Source organism: Verminephrobacter aporrectodeae subsp. tuberculatae, assembly GCF_026127385.1.
GTDB classification, from domain to species: domain Bacteria; phylum Pseudomonadota; class Gammaproteobacteria; order Burkholderiales; family Burkholderiaceae_C; genus Acidovorax; species Acidovorax aporrectodeae.
Map to the genome: position 1 here is coordinate 615,635 of NZ_QZCX01000001.1, position 22,026 is coordinate 637,660.

Below are 22,026 nucleotides of genomic sequence, written 5' to 3' on the forward strand. Positions count from 1 at the left end.
TGCCTCGCGTCCAGCCGCGCGGCCGCGGGGTCATCCCGCGAACAGCACCGTCGCCAGCAACCCGCGCCCTTGCGGGCCGCAGGCCAGGTTCAGCACAGCGCTGTGCGTGCGGGCGATTTCGTCGGCAATCGCCAGCCCCAGGCCCGTTCCCTCGCCGCCCGCGCCGGGCAGCCGGTAGAAGCGCTGCAGGACGCGTGCGTGCTCGCCGTCAGGAACGCCGGGCCCGTCGTCCTCGACCTCGACGCAGGCCTGGGGCGCGCCGGCGTGCCCCAGGCGCCAGCCGCAGCGGATGGTGACCACGCCCCCCGCAGGGGTGTACTTGACGGCGTTGTCCACCAGGTTCGACAGCAGTTCGCGCAGCAGCCCGCCGTGGCCCGTGGCCTGCACCGGCTGCGCCTCCAGCCCCAGGTCGAGGCCCTTGCCGGTGGCCGCGTCGAGAAAGGCTTCGAGCACCGATTCGCACAGGTCCTTGAGGTCCACGCGCTGCGGCGGTTGGACGGCCAGGCTGCGCGCGTCGGCGCAGGACAGCGTCAGCAGCTGGTGCGCCAATTGCGAGGTGCGGCGCGTTGCGTGGCGCAGCTTTTCGATCTGCTGCGTGCCCAAAACGATCGCGCCCAGCGCGTGTTGCGCGGAAACTGCGGGCGTCTTCTGCGCGGGCGCCGCCCTGGCTGCCATGGCCCAGGCCTCGACCTGCGCCTGCAGGCCCGCGAGCGGGGTGCGCAGCTGGTGCGCGGCGTCGGCGACGAAGCGGCGCTGCGCCTCGGCCTGCGCGTCAACCAATGCAAACAGGCGGTTGAGCGAATGCACCAGCGGGCGCACCTCGTCGGGCGAGGCCGCTTCGTCGATGGGGCGCAGGTCCTGCGGCGAGCGGCGCGCGACCGCCGCGGCCAGCCCCACCAGGGGCTTGACGGCCTGGCGCACCGCCCAGTGGATCACCAGCCCGGTGGCGATGAGCAGCGCCAGGTTCGGCAGCAGCACCCGCATCAGCAGTTGCCGGACCCATTGCTGCTGCGGGTCCGACCCGTCGGCCAGGGCCAGCACCAGTTCCCCCGCGCCCGTGCGCGCGCGCTGCATGGCCACCCGGTAAGTCGTTGCGCGGAATTCCAGGCTGTGGAACTCGGGCGCCTGCGTCGCGGGGAGCGCGCCGCGCACCCAGGCGTCACCCAGCAGCAGGCGGCCCGCGCGGTCGCGCACGCTGTAGCCCGAAACCCCGGCGTTGCGCTGCAGGAAGTCTTGCAGCGGCGGCGTCGGCAGCAGCCGCGGCGCGCGGCCCGGGGGCTCGGGCGCGCGCACCGATTCGGCGAGCGCGGGCAGCAGCTGCGCCAACAGCTGGTCATAGCGGCCCGCAGCCTCGCCGGCCGCGCGGTAGTCGAGCCACAGGCCCACGAGCATGAGCAGGCACAGCGGCAACGCCAGCATCAGCGGTAGCCGGGTGCGCAGGGCGGAGCTCATCGCGCGCGGGTCAGGCGGGCCGAAGCTCCAGCCGGTAGCCAAAGCCGCGGATGGATCGCAGTGCCACCCCGTGGGGCTCGAGCTTGCCCCGCAGGCGCGAGACGTAGACCTCCACCGCGTTCGGCGTGATCTCCTGGTCCCAGCCGGTCAGGGCGCGCACGAGCTTGTCCTTGTTCGCGGGCTTGGGGTCGTGCATGAGCAGGTATTCGAGCACCGTCCACTCGCGCGGTCCGAGCTCGATCTCCTGCCGCACGGCGCCGCTGCGGATTCCCGCGCGGCGGCGCGCGGTGTCCAGTTCAAGCGGGCCAAAGCGCAGCACCGCGGTCGTCGCGGCCTGCGAGCGGCGCAGCAGGGCGCGCAGGCGCGCCAGCAGCTCGGGCAGCTCGAAGGGCTTGAGCATGTAGTCGTCGGCCCCCAGATCGAGCCCCCGCACCCGGTCCTGCAGGGCATCGCGCGCCGTCAGGATCAACACCGGCATGTCCGGGCTGGCCATGTTCGGGCGCCGCAGGCGGCGGGTCAGTTCCAGGCCGTCCATCGCGGGCAGGCCGAGGTCGATGACCGCCGCGTCGAAGGATTCGCTGCGCAGCACGGCTTCGGCCCGCTCGCCGCTGCCCACCCAGTCCACGGCGTACCCCGCGGCGCCCAGGCCGAGCTTGATGCCACTGGCCAGCATCACGTCGTCTTCAACCAGCAAAAGCCTCATGGCGTCGGTGTCCGTGTGCGGTTTCAGTGGCTGCGGATCATCGTTCCGTAGGCTTGGTCGGTGAGGATCTCGAGCAGCAGTGCATGCGGCACGCGGCCGTCGATGATGTGCACCGCGTGCACCCCCGCCTTGGCGGCGTCGAGCGCCCCCGCGATCTTGGGCAGCATGCCGCCCGAGAGGGTCCCGTCGGCAAACAGCTCGTCGATGCGGCGCGCGCTCAGGTCCGTGAGCAGTTGGCCCGCCTTGTCCAGCACGCCCGGGGTATTCGTGAGCAGCAGCAGTTTTTCGGCCTGCAGCACGGTGGCGAGCTTGCTCGCGACCAAGTCCGCATTGATGTTGTAGCTCTCGTTGTCCTCGCCAAAGCCGATGGGGCTGATGACGGGGATGAAGGCGTCGTCCTGCAGCGCGCGCACCACGCTCGGGTCGATGGAGACGATGTCGCCCACCTGGCCGACGTCGTGCTCGATGCGGGGGTCCCGGCTGTCGCGCAGCCTGAGCTTGCGCGCACGGATCATGGCGCCGTCGCGCCCGGTCAGCCCCACGGCCTTGCCGCCGGCCTGGTTGATCAGGCCCACGATGTCCTGCTGCACCTGGCCGGCGAGCACCCATTCGACGACCTCCATGGTCTCGTCGTCGGTCACGCGCATGCCCTGGATGAACTCGCCCTTTTTCCCCAACCGGTTGAGCGCGATCTCGATCTGGGGGCCGCCGCCATGAATGACGACGGGGTTCATTCCGACCAGCTTGAGCAGCACCACGTCTTCGGCGAAGTCGGCCTGCAGGGCCGGGTCGGTCATGGCGTTGCCGCCGTATTTGATGACCATGGTTTTGCCATGGAAGCTGCGGATGTAGGGCAGCGCCTGGGCCAGGATTTCGGCCTTGTCGCGCGGGGCAATCGAAAGCAGGTCGGTCATGGCGGTGGGTTGGCGGCGGGTTTCGTCCGAAGGAGGCTGCGAGGCGCGCATTGTGCCGCATGGGCGGCTGCGCCCGGCCATTGCTTGCGTTGCGCTCAGCGCCGGGTCAGCCTTGCCCACACGCGCCGGCCCCAGCCCTGCGCCGGCACCGGCCCGGGCAACGCCAGCCCCCTGCGCGGCCGCACCAGCGCTGCGGGAACGCCTGCGGCGATCATTCCCGCGGGAACATCCCGGCGCACGAGCGCGCCCGCGGCCACCACCGCGCCGCGGCCGATGCGCACCCCTTCCAGGACGATCGCCCCGGCGCCGATCCAGGCGCCGTCCTCGACGGTGATTTTTGCCCGGGTGATGCGGTTGTGCGCGATGATCGCGTCCCCCCCGTCGATCGCATGCCCCGCCGACAACAGCTTGGCGTGCGGGCCTATGAGCACGTCCGCGCCGATCTCCAGCCCGCCTTCGCCCGACAGATACGCGCCCACGTTCACGATGGTCCGGGCGCCGATGCGCATTCCCACGCCGGGGTCCGCGAGCACGTCGCCCAGAACCAGACGCGTCTGGGCGTAGATGCTGACCCCGTCCGCAAGGCAAAGCACCCCGGCGCGCTGCCCGAAGCGCATCACCGAAACGCTCGGGTCGATCCGGCAGTCCGCGCCCAGGCAGTCCACCCCGTCGTGCGCGGGCGTGACGTCAGGGACCCCGAGCAGCATGCACCGCTTCCTTGCCGCCGGCCGTCAACCGCGCAGCAGGCGCCAGCGCACCAGACGGCGGCGCCACCGCGCAGGCCAGGCATGCTCGGCCGCCAGGCGCAAGGCCTGCGACTCGGCTTCGGCGGCGGCCTTTTCCGCGCGCAGCCGTTCCGCCGCGCGGTGCAGCGCCTGCACTTCGGACTGAAAGTCGCCCAGGGTCTCCCGGGCCTGCGCCATCGCCTTCTGGTGTTCCAGCAAGGACGCGTGTTCGTGCTGGTGCACCTGCATCAGGGCCTGCAATTCGCCGTGCAGCCGGTCGGCGCGCGCGCGCGCCTCGGACACATCCCAGGCCATGGGGTCCACCGCCGGCGTGGCCAGCACCATCCATTGGTAGACGTCGAAATCCGGCCAATTCGCCAGCAGGCTCTGGCGCTGCGCATCCGACAAGGCGCTCCAGTAGCCGGCGAACTCGCTGTTTTCCATGGGCTCCCGGTGGGCCTCCCAGATCCTCGGCGTCCAGTCGCAGCCGAGCAGGGTTTTCTCCAGGCTGCGCCGGGTAAAGAAGTGCACGTGCGTCCGGTCCAGCAGGCCCTTGTCCGAATAATCGAAGACGCCGTTGCGCAGCGCCGCCACCACTCCGGCGTAGGCAATGTTCGGGACGGAGATCAGCAAACGCCCCATGGGCGCGACGAATTCCCCGAGCCGCCGCAGCACGTCCTCGGGTTGCCGCAGGTGCTCGAGCACGTCGCAGGCGAGCACGGTGTCGAAACGCCGGCCGGCGAACGCGTCCCAACAGTGCGCGTCCTCCAGGTCGCCGGCGTTCAGTTCCACGCCCAGCGTGGCGAGCACGGCCAGCGCTTGGGGGTCGTTTTCCACCACCGTGACCCGGTGGCCCCGGGCCAGCAGGACGCGCGTCATCGCGCCCGGCCCGGGCCCCAGTTCGAGCACCGTGCCGCCGGGCGGCACCCGGCGCAGCAGCCGGGCGGCCCATGCCTCGCCGTCCGGATCGAATGCGTAGTCGTAGCGCCCGATATCGCTCATGCTTTGCCTCCAAGCTGCGCTGCGCAAGGACTCCACATCTGCTCCCACTGCCCCCAGTGCCACCAGGCCCAGGGGCGCGCGCGCACGTCGCGCTCCAGGCGCCGGAGCACCGCGTCGATGGCCTGCGCCGGGTCCCCGGGCAGGCTCTCGACCACCACCTGCAGGCGATCGGGCCGCCGTGAATAGGTGGTCGCGTGCAGCAAGGGAACCCCGGCCGATTGCGCCAGGCGCTCGATCCCGGTCGGCAGATGCAGCTGCCCGCCCAGGAACGGGTGGCTGCGCAGGCGCGTGAACCCGGGATCCCACGCGTCCGCAAGAATCACCCACGCCTGCCCGGCCCTCAGACCCGCGTGCACCGGCCGCATCCCCTGCGTGGAGGTGCGCCACTGCCCACGGACGATGCGCGTGAAGGAGCGCACCTTGCGCAGCAAGAAATCGCGCTGCACGGCCTCGAGCCCGGGGTTTTCGAGTATCGGCATGGTCAGCGTGTTCAGCGCCAGCCCCTTGCGCGCGAGCGCGATGGGCGCGGTCAACAGGCGGTCGAAGTGGTTCAGCACCAGAACGAAGCCCTGCTTTTGGCGCATCAGCGCGGCCACGTGCTCCCACCCTGTGAGCTCGATCGTCGGCCCACCCGGCTCCCCCAGGCGGTGCAGCGCCGCGGCGTCCAGGGTCTCCTGCGCACGCATCGCCAGATGCGCGCGCGCCCATTCGCGGTGCTCCGGCGCGCCCGCCCCGGGAAAGACCTGGGCAAAGCGCTGCACGAGAAACTGCTGCGTCAGGCGCCGCGCCGGCCAGGGCTCGCGCCCGATCAGCGCCGCCAGGTGCCAGGCCTTGGCGCAGGGCATACGGCCCAGCGCCGGAAAAGCGAAGCGCAGGCGCCAGTCGGGGATCATTGCGTGGGCAGCCATTCGTGGTCCAGCCAGACCAGACCCGCCTCGCGGTGGTTCTGGCTCAGCACCGTGAAGGGTTGGATCAACTCGGCCATGTCCAGCACCTGCAGGCCGCTGTCGTCCAGGGCATACACGCTCCAGAGGTACTCGCCGGAGAGCAGGGGCAGGCGCGCGAAGCGCACGCGCAGCCGATGCGTTCCCGCACCGCAGAGCGGGCGGGGTGGGTTCTGGAACTGCGTGCTGGTGCAAAACACATTGTCTTTGTCCGGACGGACGATCGAGAATCCTATATGGAATCGGTCCGCGCAATAGGACTCGACCCGGATGTCCAGCGTCAAGTCCTGAAACGACTCCACCTGCGCCGGATTGATGCCGTCGCGGGTCTGCGTGCTCAGGCGCGCGATTTTCACCAGCGGCGCGGTCGTCGGCGCGGGCGCGGGCACGGATGCCGGTCCGGGTCCGGGCGCTGCGGCCGGGGCGTCGGCGCGCAGATGCGCGTAGCGCCGCCGCTCGTGCGCCTCGTAGGCGGTGACCACGCTCTCGGTCTCCCCGAGCGCCTGTATGCGGCCGCCGTGCACCCAGGCCGCGCGCTGGCACAGGCTGCGCACCTGGTACAGGTTGTGCGAACAGAAGAGCACGGTCGCACCGCGGTCGCGCAGTTGCAGGATGCGGTCCAGGCTCTTCTTCTGGAAATGCAGGTCCCCGACGGACAGGGCCTCGTCGACGATCAGCGTCTCCGGGTCCATGGCCGTCGCCGCGGCGAACGCCAGGCGCATGAACATGCCCGAGGAATAGGTTTTCACCGGGCGCTCCAGCGTTTCCGGGCTGAGCTCCGAGAAGGCCGTGGTCCGGGCGGCGAAATCCTCCATGGCAGCGCCCTCCAGGCCATGCAGCGCGGCCATGAAGCGGATGTTGTCGTGGCCCGACTCCTCCGGGTGGAAACCGGCGCCGAGCTCGAGCAGCGCGGCCACGCGGCCCTCGCGCGTCACCCGCCCGCGGGTCGGCGCAATGGTTCCCGCGGCAATTTTCAGCAGCGTGCTCTTGCCCGCCCCGTTCTCGCCGATCAGGCCAAAGGTCTCGCCCGAGCGAACCTCGAAGTCCGCACCAGTGAGCGCCACGTGCACCCGGTGGCGCTGTCTGCGCGTGAGCCATTCCCAGAGCCGGTCCTGCGCGCGCGCGTACACCCGGTAGCTTTTCTCTATGTCCTCGAAGCGGATGCCCATGGCCTACAGCGCCTCGCCCAGAGCGGGCTTCATGGATCGGAAGAAGTACCAGCCGCCCGCGCCGAGCAGCAGCACCCAGGCCGCCAGCGCCCAGGCAGCGCCGGGCACGACGGGCAGGCCGAGCACGCAGCCCTGCAGCATCAGCACCAGGCAGGCCAGGGGGTTGAACAGGAACCAGCCGTGGAACCGCTCGGGCACCTGCGACAGCGGGTAGACGACGGGCGTCAGATAGAACCACAGCTGCAAGGCAAAGGCCACCATGGAGCCAACGTCGCGCCAGAGAAAATGCGCCATGCTCAGCAGCAGCGTGAGGCCGTAGGTCAGCGCCAACTGGGCCAGCAGCAGCAGCGGCAACCAGGCCCAGGACGCCCGCGGCCCGAGGCCCTGCGCCACGCACAGCGCGAGCAGCAGCGCATGGCCTATGGCCAGGACCAGCAGACTGCCGCCCACCGAGACGGCGGGAAGAATCTCCGCCGGCATGGGCTGCTTGCGCAAGAAGTCCTCGTACGCGGCCAGGCATCCGACCCCCCGGCCGATGGCGTCGGTGAACGGCAACCACACCGCCAGCCCGGCCAGCAAATGCAGCAGGTAGCCATGGTTCGCGTCCAGCCCGGGAACGCGCACGGCGAGAACCAGGCCGAACAGCACGTAGAAAATGGCCAGCGACGCGACGGGCTGGACGAAGGCCCAGACCCAACCGAGCACCGACCCGGCGTAGCGGGTCTTGAATTCGCGCAGCATCCAGTAGCGCCACAGCACCCACCACTGGCGCGCGCTGCGCGACGGCGCCGCGAAATGCGCTTGTGCGCGCGTCATGGCACCGTCCGCAGCCATGCCACCGCTTGGGCCAGGCCGTCCTCGAGGGCCATCGTCGGCTGCCAGTGCAGCTCCTCGCGCGCGCGCCGGATGTCCAGCACATTCACCGGCGGGTCGAAGGGGCGCGCGGGCAGGACCCGCCGCTGCACCGCGTGGCCGAGCAGCCGCTCCAGGCTGTGGATGATGTCGTTCACGCTGTGCCCCGCGCCGCCGCCAACGTTGAATACCCGCTGCGGCCCCGCGTGGTGCGCAGCGGCCGCGAACGCGCGCCCCACGTCGGCGGCGTAGATGAAATCGCGCACCACCGAGCCGTCGCCGTACACGTCCAGCGGCAGGCCATGCAGCGCCCGGTGCGCGAAAACCGCGATCACCCCCTGGACGCCATGCGGCGGCTGCCATTCGCCGTAGGGATTGCTCAGGCGCAGGATGCGGCACGGCAGGCCGTGCTGCGCCTCCTCGATGTGCAAATGGTGCTCGATCGCCAGCTTGGTCGCGCCGTAGGCGCTGATCGGCAGGGTCGGATGCGTCTCGCTCAAGGGGACGGACTGCGGCCTTCCGTACACCGCCCCGCCGGAGGAGGCGAACAGCACGCGGGGGCGCGCCGCCTGCCTGCGCAGATCCTGCAGCAGGCGCAGCGTTCCCAGCAGGTTGGTCTGAACGTCGTGCATCGGGTCTTGGCTTGCCGTGGCCGGCACCGTGGAAGAGGCCAGGTGGACTATGAGCTCCACGCCGGCCACGGCGCCCCACCAGGATTGCAGGTCGAAACAGTCGGCGCGCAGCGCTCCGGCGAACCACGGCGCGTTGCCGGGCAGCGGCGGGGCTGCGCGGTCCACGCACCACACGTCCCACCCTGCGTGCGCCAGCGCGCGCCCGATGTGCTGCCCCAGAAAACCGGCGCCGCCCAGAATCGCGCAGCGCATCAGGCCACGCTCCGCAGCTTCTTCTGCGCCCGGGCGCGCTGCAGCCCGGTCTCGAAGTCCCGCGCCACCGCGTCCCAAGTCTGGCTGCGCGCAAAGTGTTCCGCGCGCTGGCTCAGGGCCTGGCGCCGCGCGTCGTCCTGCAACAGGGCGCAGACCGCGTCCGCCAGGTCCTCGAACACCGACTCGGCGAGCACGGCCACGTCGTCGTGCAGCAGCCATTGAACGTTCGCCCCCCGGTTGGAGACCACGGTACAGCCGCAGGCCATCAACTCCAGAGGCAGCAGCGAGGCGTTCGTCAGCGACAGCACCAAGGCCACGTCGCACTGGCTGTAGAGGTCCGGCAGTTCGTCGAGCGCCATGCTGCCGCAGGCCAGATGCGGAAACGGGATGTGGTAGCTCGCCGTGTCCCAGCCGGCAAAAATGAACTGCGTCTCGGGAATCCGCTTCCACACGGCGTTGAGCACCAGCAGACCGAGTTCGAACCCGCGCCGTGGCGTCGGCGGGCGGGCGTAGAAAAACACCCGGCGTATCTCCGGCTCCCTGCGCGGCAGGCGCCGGTAGCGTTCGAGTTCCACGCCGAATCCGACGGGATGCGTGGTCATGCCGTATTCCTGCGCCAGCTTGGCGGCGAGCCAGTCGCCCGCCGTGATGCCGAAGAAGCCGAAGCGGTAGGTGTTCTCGGCGAGCACCGACTCGGAGCCCACGGCGTAGAAGAGCGGTTCGTAATCCTGCACGAAGTACAGCTTGTGCTCGGCGCCGGCAAAATTGCGCACGAAGTACGCGGTGTCCCAGCCCGTGGCCACGGCGAACTCGCAGGGCGGCAGATCCTCCAGACCCAGAAACACCTGCGCGCGCAGGGGGAAGAAATGCGCGCGGATGTCCGCCTGCGCCTGCTGCGCGTCGTGGTGCACGCAGGGGTTGCCGATGACGATGTGCGAGCAATACCCCATCTGCTCCAGATGCCAGATCATGCGAAAAATGTTCAGGTGCCCGCCCGACCCCGGGTGGAAGTCCGGAATGAACCACAGAAGCGTCCCCGGCTCGGGCGCACCCGGCAGCGCGGGCAGCACGCCCGGCAGGGTAAAGCCATAGTGCCGAAAGACATCGATATGCCGCGCGGGCCCCGGTCCATGGCGCAAGCGGCGCAGCACCACGCGCAGGGCCGCGAACAGGCCCTCCTGGCGCGCGATCTCCTGGACGCGCGCGAGCTTGTGCAGCAAATTCAGATTCCAGGCCATCGTCAGCCCGCCCGCGCGCGCTGCAAGCGCTCGTCGCGCGAGACCCAGCGCAGCAGCCACGCGGGCAGGCGCGCGTGCTGCGTTCCCAGGTACTGCCCCGCGATCCGGGCGCATTCGATGCCGCCCATGTACAGCGCGTTCCTGCACAGCCGCGCGCCGCGCAGGCCGGCCTCGCGCAGCCAGCGCGCATCGCGCCGGGTCAGCTGCAGGACCGACGCCAGCGCGCGCAGCATGCTGTCCTGACCGCGGTAGCCGAAATGGACCCTGAAGCAGCGTGCCTCGTCGAAGTTGCGCTGCAGCGTTTCCCACACACCAAAGTCATGCGAGTGGTAGACCGCCGCCTCGGGCGCGTAGGCCTTGCCGTACCCGGCTTCGATCGCGCGCAGGGCCCAGGTCTGGTCCTCGGCGAACGCCACGTCCGGCAAGGGCAGGCGCTCCCACACCGAACGGCGGATGCAGGCATTGTTGCTGGAGAAAAAATGCAGCCATTGGCGGTAGCCCGGATCGGCCGCGAAGCGGGCGCGGTCCTGCAGGCGCACCACGGATAACTGGTCGCCAAAGCCCGCGAAATGCTGATCCAATTCGCGGTGCGTGACGTGGCGCGCGTGCGGATACGCCCGGTGCGGGCCAAACGCCCCGGCGACGTCGTCTTCTGCCGCGCAGGCCGCGACCAGATGGTTCAGCCAGTGCGCGCTCGCAGGCCGCGCGTCCTGCGTCAGAAAGACCAGGAACTCGCCCCGGGACAGAGACGCGAGGTGGTTGCGCGTGCGCCCGTGACCGAACGCCTCGGGCGCAATCACCTCGCAGCGCACGCCGCGCGCGCGCACCCGCTCCACCGAGCCGTCGCTGGACCCCGAGTCAACCACGATGACTTCAAACGGCCAAGGGGTTTGCTGCCGCAGCAGGGTGTCCAGCACTTCACCAAGCAGCGGGCCACCGTTTTTTACAGGAATCAATACGGAAGCGCGGACGTGGGACATTCAACGGGGCTGCGCATGCAATCGCTCAAAGGGATGGGGGAGAGAGACCCGACCAGCCCGCGCGCTGCAAGGCACCTGTCGGGACGGACTACGGGGTTCCGGAAGGCGGCTATTGTACTGTCCGCTGTGCAGAACGCGGCTGCGCGCGATCGCTATTCGTCGGAGCGCGGCCTGCCGAACAGCCGGTCGATCTCTGCGTCGTCGAGCACCACGCCGTATTTGGCGAAGAGCGCATCCTCGAGCTTTTTGCGGGTGTTCTCGCGACAGTAGTTCAGCGCCCGCGCAGCGGCGGAGACCGCCACCTCGTCCCAGGCCAGCGGGCGGCCGTCGCGCTTTTCGTGGACCAAAAACAGATACACGAAGTCACCATCGCGCACAGGCCCCACCAGTTCCCCCGCCTGCGCCGCCGCGAGCCGGCGCAGAACGGCGTTCTCCTGCGTGAGCAGGACCCAGCCCAGATCCCCTTGCGGCTCCAGGCGGTAGACGCCGTCGGCGCGCTGCGCGACGGCGTCGAACGTCGTGCTTGCAGCCGCCATGGCGCGCGCCTGCGCCGCCAGCCAGTCGCGCGCCGCAACCCCCTCGACCTGCGCGCTGGCCGGCAGCATCACCCGGCCCAGGCGCAGCATGGGCGGCACCATGAAGGCCTGCGGGTTTTCTTCGTAGAACCTGCGCGCCGCCGCGCTGTCGGCCGGCGCTTCGCAGCGTGGGCTGAGCCTTTTGGAGACCGCGAGGGCATACGCGTCGTCAAAGCGCTCGGACGCCTCCGCGGACAGGCGCGGCTCGCCCATGCGCTCCCCCTCCCAGACCAGCGCGCGCGCCAGCGCCATCTCGCGCAGGACCTTCTGCACCCCCCACCTGTCGCGCGCCCTGCCGCGCAGGTCGATGCGCTGGTCCAGATACCGGGACAGGTCCGAAGCGGTGATCGTCTCACCGCCGGAGAAGCGCAGCAGACCCGGCTCCGCTGCGGGATCGGCCGCCGCCGCAGAGACAGCCCACAGGCCCGCGAGTGCCAGCAGGGCCAGGGCCCGACGGGAATTTCCAAAACGATTGCGCATAGGCCGGTGCAAACTCCATCATCCAAGCGTCGCTGTGCAACGCAAAAAAAGACAGCGCCTTGCGGCGCCATCTTTTTCTACCCTTCAACCGATCCACCCGCAAAGGCGGACCGAAGCGCATTCAGCAGGCACCAAGGCGCCCGCCATGCGCCCGGGAATCAGCGGTGCGAACCCAGAATGGTTTGCGTTGCGCTGAGGTCGCTGGAGTTGACCACCGAGTAGGTGAAAACGCTGCCGCCAACCACGGTCAAGACCTGACCGGCCGTACCACCCAGATCCGCAAAGTCACGCGGAGCGGTGCCACCGTTACCCGGAGTCCACTCGATGAAACCATCGGTATGGGTGCTGGGCAGACCGGCGAGGGTCTTGGGATCGAAAACATTCATCTTGCCCTTTTTCAGGACGAGGTTCAGCCGCTTGCGGACCTGCTGGTCGTTATAGACGTCAACGCCGTACGTGCCGCGCTGGTCAGCCGTGGACCACACGACCACGGACGTGTCGAGGCCCGTGCCAACGGCGTAACGCATGCTGAATGTGGGCTGGGGGGCAGTGGGGGCGGCAGCCCCCGCGGCGGTAGCCCCCACGCTCGGAGCACCTGCAGCGACGGTCAAATTGCCCGGGTCCAAGCGCGTGAGGTCGGCTGTTGCGACCATCGACAGAGGGCCGTCGATCACTGGAATAAAAGCCACATCCTTGTTGGTAGCGTTCACTTGGAAAGCGCTACCGGAAATCTTGGCGCCAGCGACAGGGGAAGTGTTGGCGGCGACAAGGGTTCCATTGGTCTGCAACCCGGCGGAATCGGCGCATTCCTTGTGTGGAGCGAAGGCGATTGGGGGGACAGCAGCGGGGGCAGCCACGGTTTCACCCAGCGCAAACACCAAGTAGCCGCGCTTGCCGGACATGCTGGAGCCGGACTCCGCAGACCAGACAAAGGGCTGGTAGTCCCGGTTCTTCATCGCGAAGCAGCCGCTGGTCAGCGCACCACCGTTCTCGTCAAAGAACGTCCAGTACACGGCGCGGGCTTCGCCGGATTGGTTGATCAGGCCGACGGCGGTCGTGTCGCTTGCGCCATTGTGGACCACGTTCGGAACCACAAAGCCATTGCTGAAGGTTCCCACGGTGTACGCTTGCGCCACACCAGCACTCAGCGCGGCGACTGCAACGGTTGCCATTGCAAATTTTTTCATCTTCACAGTCCTTAGATAATTTGAAGGAAGCTTTCCCGCTCTGTGCGGGAACTGCAACCCATCCGTACTCCGTTTGGGTTGGGGCGATCTTATACTGGCCCCGGCCAAATTTTCAACTAATTTCCAACCTGTCCACAACGGATTCGCAACTTCGGCCAATTTGTTGTGTTCAGGCAACGTTCCCTGTTCCGTGGCAGGCGCCGGGGCGCCTGCCACGGAACATGCCGTGATCAGCGGTGCGCGCCCAGAATGGTTTGCACTGCGCCCAGGTCGCTGGATTCAATGAGCGAGTAGGTGAACACGGAGCCACCGACAACGGCCAGGGCGTGGGCGGCCGTGCCACCCAGGTCCGCCATGTCGCGCGGGGCGGCGCCACCGTTTCTCGGAACCCACTCGATGAAGCCATCGGCGTCGGTTTCGGCCAGATTGGAGTCGGTCTTGGGATTGACAACGTCCAGATGGCCCTTCTTCAGGCCAAAGTTCACCCGCCTGCGATTTTGCTTGTTGTCGTCGTACGCGTCGACGGCGTAGGTGCCGCGGTGGTCCCCCGTGGACCACAGGACCAGGGACGTGTCGGTGCCCGGGGAGATGGTGTAGCGCATGTGGAAGCGGGTCTGGTCCGCGGCGTTCGCAGCCGCCAGGTCCGCGGCGCCCGCAACGCCGGTCAAACTGCCCCGGTCCAGTCGTGTGAGGTCGGTTGCTGCAGCGGCCAGCGTCAGGGGACCGTCGATCACGGGAACGTAGGACACGCTCTTGTTCGCGATATTGACCTGGAAGGCGCTGGCGGAGATCCGGGCCGTATCACCGACGGTGGCCAGCGTGGCGATGTCGGCGCAGTCCGGGTGCGGAACGGCGGGGACGGCCGGAATGGCCGGGATGGCAGGGATGGCCGGGATGGCAGGGATGGCCGGGATAGCAGCGATGGCAGGGGTGGGAGGGAGACGACCTGCGGGAACAGCGGGAACGCCAGGAACGGCGGGAACGGCAGGAACGGCAGGAACGGCGGGAACCCCGGGAGTCCCGGCCGTTTCACCCAGGGCGAACACCAGGTAGCCACGCTGGCCGGACATGCCGGAGCCGGACTCCACAGCCCAGATGAAGGGGTGGAACCCCCGGTCGCCCATCTTGAAGCAGCCGCTGCTCAGCGCGTGGGAGTTCTCGTCAAAGAACGTCCAGTACACGGCGCGGTCACCGCCGGATTGGTTGATCAGGCCGATGGCGGTCGTGTCGCCTTCGCCGTTGTGGATCACGTTCGGAACCACGAGGCCATTGCTGAAGGTGCCCACGGTGTACGCCTGCGCCACACCAGCACCCAGCGCGGCAACCGCAGCGGTTGCCATTGCAAATTTTTTCATCTTCTCAGTCCTTCGCTAATTGAAGAAAGCTCCCCGGCACGAGGCCGGGTACGCAACCCATTTGTACTTACGTTTGGGTCGCGGTGATCTTATTAGCTATGCGTCATCAAAGTTCACAACTTATTTGCAACGCGGTGTCAACTGATGGACAACTTATTGCGCCGGGGATGTCTCCTGGGGCGGCTCCTTGGGCAACGCCGAGCTGCGGCGCAGCACGTGGTGCCACACACCGTCCAGGCGGCGCCATTCGTCTTCTGCGAGAACCTCCTGCCCCTTGATGCGCAGCAGGGGCAGCGAGTAACGCATCCACACATTTACGATCGCGCGGTCTGCCTCCATATTGCGCACGCCGCGTACCTCCAGCGCGTCGTAGGTGATTCCGCCGCCGCGCCGCAGGTATCCATCGAGCGTGGCCTGGGGATTTTTCGAGGTCTCCTCGTAGGCCCAGGCGGCGACGTTGTCGTTGCTGTGTACCAGCGCCCAGTACGCCCGGGCGCGCTGCAGCAGCGCGGCTTCGTCGTCCTGCGGCGACGGGGCCACGCCGGGGGTGGTGCAGCCTGCGAGCGCGAGCAGCGCGGCGGGGGCCGCGATGCGCGCCAGCCACGCGCGGCGGCGCATGGCCTGTGTCCTGCTCATGAAAGGTTTGGCGGGAGTTGGCATACGAAAAATCTCCTGAGATCGTTTGGGGGAGAGTCGGAAATCCTGGGTCCGCTTACTTGGACGCCGCCGGGTCTTCGGTGCGCAGCCCAAAGGGCTGCGAATCCAGGGTCATGCTGCGCATGCGCTGGCGCATTTCCGCGCTCACGGCGCGCAGTTGATCGTCGTCTTCGAGCGCGCGCGGCGTCATCAGCACGAGCAGCTCGGTGCGGTTGTTGTTGTTCGTGGTGTTGGCAAACAGCGCGCCCAGCAGCGGGATGCTCGACAGGATGGGAACGCCGCTGCGGCCGTTGGTGTCGTTTTCGCGGATCAGCCCGCCGAGCACGATGGGCTCGCCCGAGCGCACCGCGACACGCGTCTGAATCTGGCGCGTGAGGAACGCGCGCTGGCCCGTCGCCGAGTCCAGGTCGCCGACGTCGGTGACCTGCTGCGAGATGTCCATGGTGATCAAACCGCCCGCGTTCACGGACGGCGTGACGGAGAGCATCACCCCCGTGTCCTTGTAGGTGATGGATTCGGTTATGAGGTTGCCCGCGGTCACCGCGGTGGAGTTCTTCACGGGCTGCTGCTGGCCGACCTGAATGGTGGCGTTGTGGTTGTTGAGCACCAGCACGGAGGGGCTGGAGAGCAGGCGGACCTGCGATTTTTCGGCCAGGGCATTGAGCGTGGCGCGCACGATGCCGGCCTTGTTCAGCAGGGTGTACGAGAAGCCGGGCTGCTTGGCGCCGATGTCTCCATTCTTGTGCATGTTCAGCAGCGCCTGCCCCTCCCGGCTTCCCGAGAGGCTGTTTTTCACGAACCATTCGACGCCGTATTGCAGGTTGCCCGTGAGGTTGACCTCGACGATGCTGGCCTCGATCAGCACCTGCGACGGCGCCTTGTCGAGTTCGCGCAGCGCCTGCTCGATGCGCCGGTATTCCGTGCGCGGGGCCCGGATGAGCAGGGCATTGCGCTTTTCGTCGGCGACGATGCGCACATTGCCGTCGAGTTGGCTCGCGGGTACGGGCGTGGAGCCGCCCGGCGGGGGCCGGTCGTTTCCGCCCGAATTCTGGAGGGTCGGGGTCGATCCCGCCGGCGGTCTGCTGCCCGAGGTGTTGGCGCTGCTGCCGGCGGACGAGGCGCGTCCGGCGCCCGGACTGAATTGCGTGGGCGCGGAGCCCGTGGCCACGCCGCCGCCCGACCTGGCGGTGGACTCGCCGCCGAACAGGCTGGTGAGCATGTCCGCCAGCTGCTGCGCGGAACCGTTTTGCACCAGGTAGACAAAGAGGCCGGCTTCGAGCGCGTCGGTGGGGCGGTCGAGGCGCCGGATCCAGGTTTCCACCTGGGTCAGCAGCTGGCTGCGCGGCGTGACCACGACCAGCGCATTCAGGCGCTCGACCGGGAACACCCGGATCAGCCCCCCCAAGGGGTTGGCCACCTGCGCGGACGCGCCCTGGGCACCGGCCGCCGCACCCTTCGCGGCACCGGCGTTCCCCGCGTAGGGCTCGGTTCCGAGCATGGTCTGCAAGGCCTCGCGCACGACGTTCACGTTCACGTTTTCGAGAACGAACACCCCCAGCGACATGCCGGAGAGAAAATCGACGTCAAACGCCTCGACCATCTCCAGCCAGCCGCCGAGTTGCGCCTTGCTGCCTTGCAGCACGAGCAGGTTGCGCAGGGTATCGACGTAGACGATGGCCTCGCGCGGCGCAAGCGGCCCGAGGATCTTGGCCATTTCCGCGGCAGCGACGTGGTTCAGCGGAACGATGACCGTGCCGGCGCCCGACAGGTCCTTGAAGCGCGCCGCGCCGACCACCGGGCGCGCGCCGACGGTGACCGCGCGCCGGGTCACGTGGTACATGTCGGCGCTGTCGCGCACGATCGCCAGGTCGTGCGGCAGGAGCACGGCGTCGAGCACGTCCAGGACCTGGTTGCGCGGCAGCGGCTGACGGGTATGCAGGCTGACCACCGTATCGCCGCCGGCGTCGATGGTGTAGTTCAGGCGCAGCAGGTCGCCGAGCAGCGCAGACGCGAGGCTCGCGACGGTGACGTTTTCGAAGTTCAGCGAGACCTTCGCGCCTGTGCTCAGGACCGGGTTCACCCGGGGGGCGATGTCGTGCTTGAAGAGCTGATCGGTCCCCGGGAAAAGGAGCGAACCGGTGACGGGGGCGGAGCGCTGCGGGTCCTGGTCCTGCGGGTCCGCGGGCGCAGCACCGGATTGCGGCTTGCCTCCCGTCTGCGGCGCCGGCGCCGGCCGGGTCACCGCGGCCGGCGCCGCAGGGGCGGGCGCAGACTCTGCGGCCGGGTGGGGGGAACGCTGCGCGTGCCGGCGCAGCCCGCGGTCAGCATGGACAGCAAGAGGAGGGATGGCCGAATCTTCATGGGGGGGTGGCTCCGGTAAGGGGGGGTACGCTGCGCGGGGGCTCGGTCGGTCGGCGCGGGTCTGCGCGCGGGGTCGGGGCGCCGGATTCGAGCAAGCGCTCGACGCGCTCGCCGTCTGCGGAAACGAAGCCGGCCGTGCGGCCGTCGAAGTTTTCCAGGCGCCAGGGCCTGGTTTGCCCGGTGATCTTGAAGCTGCTGCCGTCCGCGCGCAGCAGCACGGCGACGCGCTCGCGGCCCGACTCGAACACGGCCGTCAGGCGCGACTGCGTCAGCTCCCGGGCCAGTCCGCCGGGCTTTTCGTCCGTCTGCACCGGGCGGCGCGCGCTCCACAGCAGGGGGCGCTCGAGCGCCTGGTGCACGCTGGCGCGCGTGGGCTGCGGCATGGGCTCCACGCTGGGCAATTCGGGTCTGCGCGCTGCTGGCGCGCGCCAGCTGTTTCTTTCGCTGTGCCACCAGTAGGCGGCCGCGGCCAGCGCGGCGGCGGCCAAGATGGGGGCCAGGTGCCAGGGTCGGATCATGGTTTCGCCTTCTGCGGCGCCAGCGGCGCCTCGAGTTGCAGCGTCAGCCGGGCGGTTTGCGGCCCGGTGCCGGAGCTCGCTCCATCGCGCACCATGCTGACCGTGCGCACCCAAAAGGGCGGCTGGTGCATTTGCAGGGTTTCCGTGAGGCGCACGAGCCCGGACCATTCGCCGCTGACGGTGGCGCTCATGCGGATGCGTGCCAGCTGCTGGTCCCCCTCTTTGCCCTCCTGCCCCGGCTCCTCGAGCGCGACCTGCGAGGAGACCAGCGTGCTGCCCGAGGCCACGACCATCTGCCGCAGCTGCTGCTGGATGTCGTTGGGCGCGCTCTCCCCGGCCGGGTGCAGCCAGGGGGCGACGCTGCCGCGCGCCGCGCCGAGCAGGGCCTCGATCTCGGTGCCGGCCTGGACCATGCCTTCGAGCCGCTCGCTGCGCGGTGCCAGCTGTTGCAGCGTGCTGTCGTAGCGCAGCCAGAGCGCGCGGTAGGCCAGCGCGGCGCAGACCAGGGCCGTCAGGCCCAGCAGCAGCAGCACGCCGCCGGCGCGGCGGCGCCAGAGGTTGCGGCTCATGGCGCGGCTCCTGCGCCGCGCCAGCGCAGCTCGAAAATGAAACGCTCCTTGTTCACCGTCGCGTCGCGCACGGTGGCCGCCGTGGCGTGCACGTCGCTGAATGCGCTCTGGCGCCCGAGCTGCGCGATGAGCGCGCCCGCGTCGCCCGTCAGGCCGACGATGCGGATTGCGTTGCCGCTGATTTCGACGCGGTCCAGCCAGGCGTCTGCCGGAATGGCCTCGCTGAGCGCGTCGATCACGCTGGCCAGCGGCAGGTCGGTGCCCAGGTTCTTGCGCAGTTCCTGCGCCAGGGCGGCCTGGCGGCGCAGTTCGTCGAGTTCCTGGCGCAGCGCGGCGGTCCGCTGCTCCAGCGCGCCAACATGCCGCTTGGCGCGCACCACGGCCTGGTGCTTGAGGATCAGGGGCATGAACGCGGGCAGCGCCAGCGCCAGCAGCAGGAGCAGCGCCAGGCCGAGGGCCGCGCAGTCCACCCGGCGCTGGCGCTGCGCCTGCCTGCGCCACGCCGGGCCGCGCACCGGCAGGGCCTGGTCCTGGTGCACCAGGTAGACCGGTGTGTCCGCGGGGAGTCCGCTGTGGGCCAGCCATTGGTCCTGCGCGCTGCGCCGGCACAGCCCCCAGTGCACGGCCCATTCGCCTGGCGCTTGCAGCTCGGCGCGCCAGGTGGCGACGATCTGCTCCGGCGGCAGGGGCGAGACGCGCCACAGGGCCTCTTCGACGGCCCCATCGAGCGCGCGCCGGGGCAGGGCGGGAAGTTGCAGACTGCCCCACAGGCAGTCCGACTCGGGAATCAGCAGGCAGTCCGCCCGGCGCTTGTCGCCCCGCTTGCGCAGCTGGCTGCCGGTGACGCACCAGAGCCCCCCGTCGGCCGCCACGGCGCTGTGCCTGCGCGCCGGCCAGGCGCCGCGCTCGACCAGCACCCGGCGCAAATCGCCCAGGCCCCAGGCAAGTCGGTCGAGCGCGGCCTGCGCGCGAAGTGTCAGCTGTCCCCAGGCTGTCGTCATGGCGAGATTCCCTGTTCCGGTTTGTCAAAGTGCCGCGTCGGCTCGACCGTGAGCGTGGTCCACGGAGTCAGCGTGTGCTCGCGCGTGCCCAGATCGATCCAGACCTCGCGCTGCCACCAGCGCGCATCCACCGACTGCACGAAGGCGCGCACACGCATCGTCTGCTCCCCGGGCGCACGCACGGACGTGAAGAAATCGGCCGCGCTCCCCGTGAGCAGCATTCCCGCGCGCATTTCCCGCGGCGCGGCGCGCAGGCGCGCGCCAAGACCCGGCTGGCCCGTCAGGACGTCGATGAGCCCGGGGGGCGCGGAATCGACCTCGATGTGCTGCTGCCCGTTGAGCCCCAAGTGGGGCGCGATCGTGGCGTACAGCGCGGGGGTCACCCCGAGAACCGAGCGCAGTTCGGAGACGTCGTCCATCGCGGCGTTGCGCGGCATCACGGGCCAGCCGGCGGCACGGTACTGCGCGGCTTCCGCGCCCCCGATTCCGCTCGGTGTGTCGTCGGGGTCGATGAAGTCGCGCACGCGCGCGGCGAGCATCGCCGCCGCGTCCGGCGCCAGTCCGCCCGCGCGTTGGAACAGGGCCTGGAGCAGGGCCTCGCTGGCGACGTTCACGTCGACCAGGCCGCCCGAGGGCGTGATTTCCACCCACACGTCGTTCGGCCCCAGGGGCAGGCGCTGGACGCGGTAGGGGCTGTCCGGGTGCGCCAGCAGCCACTGGGCGCTCAGCTGCAGCGCGGCGTCGAGCACCGAGTCGGCGCGCAGGCGCTCCAGATCGAGCGCCGTGCGCCGGGTTTGCTGGCGCACCCCCTGGGCGCCGGCGAGCACCACCAGCGCCAGCGCGGCCACGAGCCAGAGCACCAGAATCAGGGCCGCGCCCTGGCCGGCGGGCATGCGCCGGGTCGTCATCTGGCCCCCGCCAAGGGGAATACCAGGGGGGGCCAGCTGCCGGTTTCGTCGGCGATCTCGACGCGCACGCGCGCGGGAAAACCGGCGGCCTTCCACTGCTGCGTCCACTGCGCCGTGCGGCCGTCCTGGTAGTACCACTGCAGGCCGCGCAGGTCGGTCAGCAGCGTCGCGCGCAGCGCGGGCCCCCAGTCCAGCGCCATCAGCGCGCCATCGTAGGGAAGGGCCTCGACGGACAGATCGATGCGGCCGTCTGCATGGCGCAACGGGGTCATGCGCAGCACGTGCAGCCCGCCCGCGGCGCCGCGCTCGGGCAGCGGCGCGACCCAGACGGCGCCCGCCGCGTTGCCGTTGAAAAAGCTCACCAGCGTGCCCCCGTCGTAGCGGCTGAGCGTGCGCAGCGCGTCGAATTTGCGCCCCAGCCACTGGCCGACCAGCAGCATGCGCTCGGAGCGATCGAGCAGGCGCTGGCTGCGCTCCTGCGATCGGCCGACCATCCCGATGCCGGCAAACATCAGCGCCACGACGGCGGCCGTGACGGCCAGCGCAATGAGCAGTTCCAGCAGGGTGAAGCCGCCGGCGCCGCGCTGCATGGGGGTGCGCTGCATCATGCGGGCCGGTAGGGCTTCCAGGTGGTCCAGGTGATGACCGTCGGCCCGCCCGGCCCGCGCGTGACCGTGACCGTGACCTGCGCCGCGCGCAGGGGCGCCTCGTCCGCAGGGCGGCCGTCCTCTTGCAGCCATCGCAGCTGATCGGGAAGCACCTGAATGCTCCAGTGCCAGACCCCGGCCACGCCGCTTGATTGGCGCAGCACGTCTTCGGCAAAGGTGCTGCCGGCGAGCGCCGACCGGGCCACCAGCGCGGCCTCCACCCGGTCCTGAAGCGCGGCCGCGCTGCGGGAGCTTTGGCCCACCGTCCGGTAGAGGCTGGCGAGCGCCAGCGACGCGATCGCCATGGCCACGAGCGCCTCCAGCAGGCCCAGGCCACGCCACCGCCCGGCCCTGCGGCCGCCGGAGCAAGGTCCGCCATGCCGCAGACGGGCGCGCCGGCCCCTCATGGCGGGTCCAGGGCCGTCTGCTCGACGGTGCCAAGCAGCCAGTTGACGCGAAAAGCCATTCCCTGCGCGCCCCGTGAAACGGCCAGGAGACCGCCCTGGGCGCCCCCCTCGGCGAGGAAGACGAAGAGCGTCGCGCCGCTTGCGGGTGTGACGCCGGGGCTGCTTTCGGCCGCTTCCCAGCGGACTTGCAAAGCCTCGGGAATATCCAGGCACGCGCGCCCATCGACGACGAGCTGGCGCGTTTGCGGCTGGTAGCCGACGGCGATCGGGCGCCCGTCGCGCACGCTGAGCTCCTGCGCCTGTTTGAGCTGGCTGACGACGTCGCGCAGCGTCTGGTGGTAGCGCGAGCGCTCCAGCATGCCCTGGCCCACGACGCCGACGACCGACACCGTGATGGCAGCGACCACCAGCACGACCAGCAGTTCCAGCAGCGTAAAGCCATGGTGAAGAACCCGTCTGCGGTCCACGGCGCGGGGAGGGCGGTTCATGCGCAGCAAA

General features: G+C 69.7%; 23 protein-coding genes. All 23 read right to left on the reverse strand.

Going from position 1 to position 22,026, the window contains the following annotated elements; all coding sequences use genetic code 11:
- Nucleotides 1-30: 30 nt before the first annotated feature.
- The 23 genes from D5041_RS02415 to D5041_RS02525 all read right to left on the reverse strand — a co-directional run bounded on the left by D5041_RS02415 (nucleotide 31) and on the right by D5041_RS02525 (nucleotide 22,016).
- Nucleotides 31-1,452 carry a sensor histidine kinase gene (locus tag D5041_RS02415; protein WP_265283801.1) on the reverse strand — a complete coding sequence of 474 codons (1,422 nt, stop codon included), beginning with the start codon at nucleotides 1,450-1,452 and terminating at the stop codon, nucleotides 31-33.
- Between the two features lie 10 nt (nucleotides 1,453-1,462).
- Nucleotides 1,463-2,155 (reverse strand): response regulator, encoded by a 693-nt coding sequence (locus D5041_RS02420; protein WP_010106678.1) that lies wholly within the window; start codon nucleotides 2,153-2,155, stop codon nucleotides 1,463-1,465.
- Nucleotides 2,156-2,178: 23 nt separating this feature from the next.
- Entirely contained in the window at nucleotides 2,179-3,069 is an 891-nt protein-coding gene (gene argB, locus D5041_RS02425; RefSeq protein ID WP_029554527.1) for an acetylglutamate kinase, read from the reverse strand.
- Between the two features lie 95 nt (nucleotides 3,070-3,164).
- The gene (locus tag D5041_RS02430) at nucleotides 3,165-3,776 is read right to left on the reverse strand and encodes an acyltransferase (protein WP_265283802.1); all 612 of its coding nucleotides are present in this window, start codon (nucleotides 3,774-3,776) and stop codon (nucleotides 3,165-3,167) included.
- A gap of 24 nt (nucleotides 3,777-3,800) precedes the next feature.
- Nucleotides 3,801-4,796: a class I SAM-dependent methyltransferase gene (locus D5041_RS02435; RefSeq protein WP_265283803.1), complete on the reverse strand. Its 996-nt coding sequence runs from the start codon at nucleotides 4,794-4,796 to the stop codon at nucleotides 3,801-3,803.
- Nucleotides 4,793-5,704 (reverse strand): lysophospholipid acyltransferase family protein, encoded by a 912-nt coding sequence (locus D5041_RS02440; RefSeq protein WP_265283804.1) that lies wholly within the window; start codon nucleotides 5,702-5,704, stop codon nucleotides 4,793-4,795. The genes D5041_RS02435 and D5041_RS02440 overlap by 4 nt, the downstream gene beginning before the upstream one ends.
- The gene (locus tag D5041_RS02445) at nucleotides 5,686-6,909 is read right to left on the reverse strand and encodes an ABC transporter ATP-binding protein (RefSeq protein WP_265283805.1); all 1,224 of its coding nucleotides are present in this window, start codon (nucleotides 6,907-6,909) and stop codon (nucleotides 5,686-5,688) included. Before D5041_RS02445 ends, D5041_RS02440 begins: the two co-directional genes overlap by 19 nt.
- Nucleotides 6,910-6,912: 3 nt before the next feature.
- On the reverse strand, nucleotides 6,913-7,725 hold the full coding sequence (locus tag D5041_RS02450; RefSeq protein ID WP_086010003.1) for an ABC transporter permease: 813 nt from the start codon (nucleotides 7,723-7,725) through the stop codon (nucleotides 6,913-6,915).
- The gene (locus D5041_RS02455) at nucleotides 7,722-8,645 is read right to left on the reverse strand and encodes an NAD-dependent epimerase/dehydratase family protein (RefSeq protein WP_265283806.1); all 924 of its coding nucleotides are present in this window, start codon (nucleotides 8,643-8,645) and stop codon (nucleotides 7,722-7,724) included. The genes D5041_RS02450 and D5041_RS02455 overlap by 4 nt, the downstream gene beginning before the upstream one ends.
- Nucleotides 8,645-9,883 carry a glycosyltransferase family 4 protein gene (locus tag D5041_RS02460; RefSeq protein WP_201766128.1) on the reverse strand — a complete coding sequence of 413 codons (1,239 nt, stop codon included), beginning with the start codon at nucleotides 9,881-9,883 and terminating at the stop codon, nucleotides 8,645-8,647. The genes D5041_RS02455 and D5041_RS02460 overlap by 1 nt, the downstream gene beginning before the upstream one ends.
- 2 nt (nucleotides 9,884-9,885) lie before the next feature.
- Nucleotides 9,886-10,863, reverse strand: coding sequence for a glycosyltransferase family 2 protein (locus D5041_RS02465; RefSeq protein ID WP_265283807.1), 978 nt, complete (start codon nucleotides 10,861-10,863; stop codon nucleotides 9,886-9,888).
- 152 nt (nucleotides 10,864-11,015) lie between these two features.
- On the reverse strand, nucleotides 11,016-11,918 hold the full coding sequence (locus tag D5041_RS02470; protein ID WP_265258435.1) for a peptidylprolyl isomerase: 903 nt from the start codon (nucleotides 11,916-11,918) through the stop codon (nucleotides 11,016-11,018).
- Between the two features lie 158 nt (nucleotides 11,919-12,076).
- Nucleotides 12,077-13,105: a hypothetical protein gene (locus tag D5041_RS02475; RefSeq protein ID WP_265258434.1), complete on the reverse strand. Its 1,029-nt coding sequence runs from the start codon at nucleotides 13,103-13,105 to the stop codon at nucleotides 12,077-12,079.
- Between the two features lie 230 nt (nucleotides 13,106-13,335).
- Nucleotides 13,336-14,460 (reverse strand): hypothetical protein, encoded by a 1,125-nt coding sequence (locus D5041_RS02480; protein WP_265283808.1) that lies wholly within the window; start codon nucleotides 14,458-14,460, stop codon nucleotides 13,336-13,338.
- 153 nt (nucleotides 14,461-14,613) lie between these two features.
- Nucleotides 14,614-15,096: a hypothetical protein gene (locus tag D5041_RS02485; RefSeq protein WP_138927849.1), complete on the reverse strand. Its 483-nt coding sequence runs from the start codon at nucleotides 15,094-15,096 to the stop codon at nucleotides 14,614-14,616.
- A 76-nt stretch (nucleotides 15,097-15,172) separates the two neighbouring features.
- Nucleotides 15,173-17,359 carry a type II secretion system secretin GspD gene (gene gspD / locus D5041_RS02490; protein WP_265283809.1) on the reverse strand — a complete coding sequence of 729 codons (2,187 nt, stop codon included), beginning with the start codon at nucleotides 17,357-17,359 and terminating at the stop codon, nucleotides 15,173-15,175.
- A 115-nt stretch (nucleotides 17,360-17,474) separates the two neighbouring features.
- The gene (locus D5041_RS02495; RefSeq protein WP_265283810.1) at nucleotides 17,475-17,996 is read right to left on the reverse strand and encodes a hypothetical protein; all 522 of its coding nucleotides are present in this window, start codon (nucleotides 17,994-17,996) and stop codon (nucleotides 17,475-17,477) included.
- On the reverse strand, nucleotides 17,993-18,565 hold the full coding sequence (locus D5041_RS02500) for a GspMb/PilO family protein (RefSeq protein ID WP_265258430.1): 573 nt from the start codon (nucleotides 18,563-18,565) through the stop codon (nucleotides 17,993-17,995). Before D5041_RS02500 ends, D5041_RS02495 begins: the two co-directional genes overlap by 4 nt.
- Nucleotides 18,562-19,566, reverse strand: a complete 1,005-nt coding sequence (locus tag D5041_RS02505) for a PilN domain-containing protein (protein WP_265283811.1) — start codon at nucleotides 19,564-19,566, stop codon at nucleotides 18,562-18,564. The genes D5041_RS02500 and D5041_RS02505 overlap by 4 nt, the downstream gene beginning before the upstream one ends.
- Nucleotides 19,563-20,474 carry a type II secretion system minor pseudopilin gene (locus D5041_RS02510; RefSeq protein WP_265283812.1) on the reverse strand — a complete coding sequence of 304 codons (912 nt, stop codon included), beginning with the start codon at nucleotides 20,472-20,474 and terminating at the stop codon, nucleotides 19,563-19,565. Before D5041_RS02510 ends, D5041_RS02505 begins: the two co-directional genes overlap by 4 nt.
- The gene (locus D5041_RS02515; protein ID WP_265283813.1) at nucleotides 20,471-21,079 is read right to left on the reverse strand and encodes a prepilin-type N-terminal cleavage/methylation domain-containing protein; all 609 of its coding nucleotides are present in this window, start codon (nucleotides 21,077-21,079) and stop codon (nucleotides 20,471-20,473) included. Before D5041_RS02515 ends, D5041_RS02510 begins: the two co-directional genes overlap by 4 nt.
- Entirely contained in the window at nucleotides 21,079-21,528 is a 450-nt protein-coding gene (locus D5041_RS02520; protein ID WP_265258427.1) for a general secretion pathway protein GspI, read from the reverse strand. The genes D5041_RS02515 and D5041_RS02520 overlap by 1 nt, the downstream gene beginning before the upstream one ends.
- Nucleotides 21,525-22,016 carry a GspH/FimT family pseudopilin gene (locus D5041_RS02525; protein WP_265283814.1) on the reverse strand — a complete coding sequence of 164 codons (492 nt, stop codon included), beginning with the start codon at nucleotides 22,014-22,016 and terminating at the stop codon, nucleotides 21,525-21,527. The genes D5041_RS02520 and D5041_RS02525 overlap by 4 nt, the downstream gene beginning before the upstream one ends.
- Between the last annotated feature and the right edge of the window lie 10 nt (nucleotides 22,017-22,026).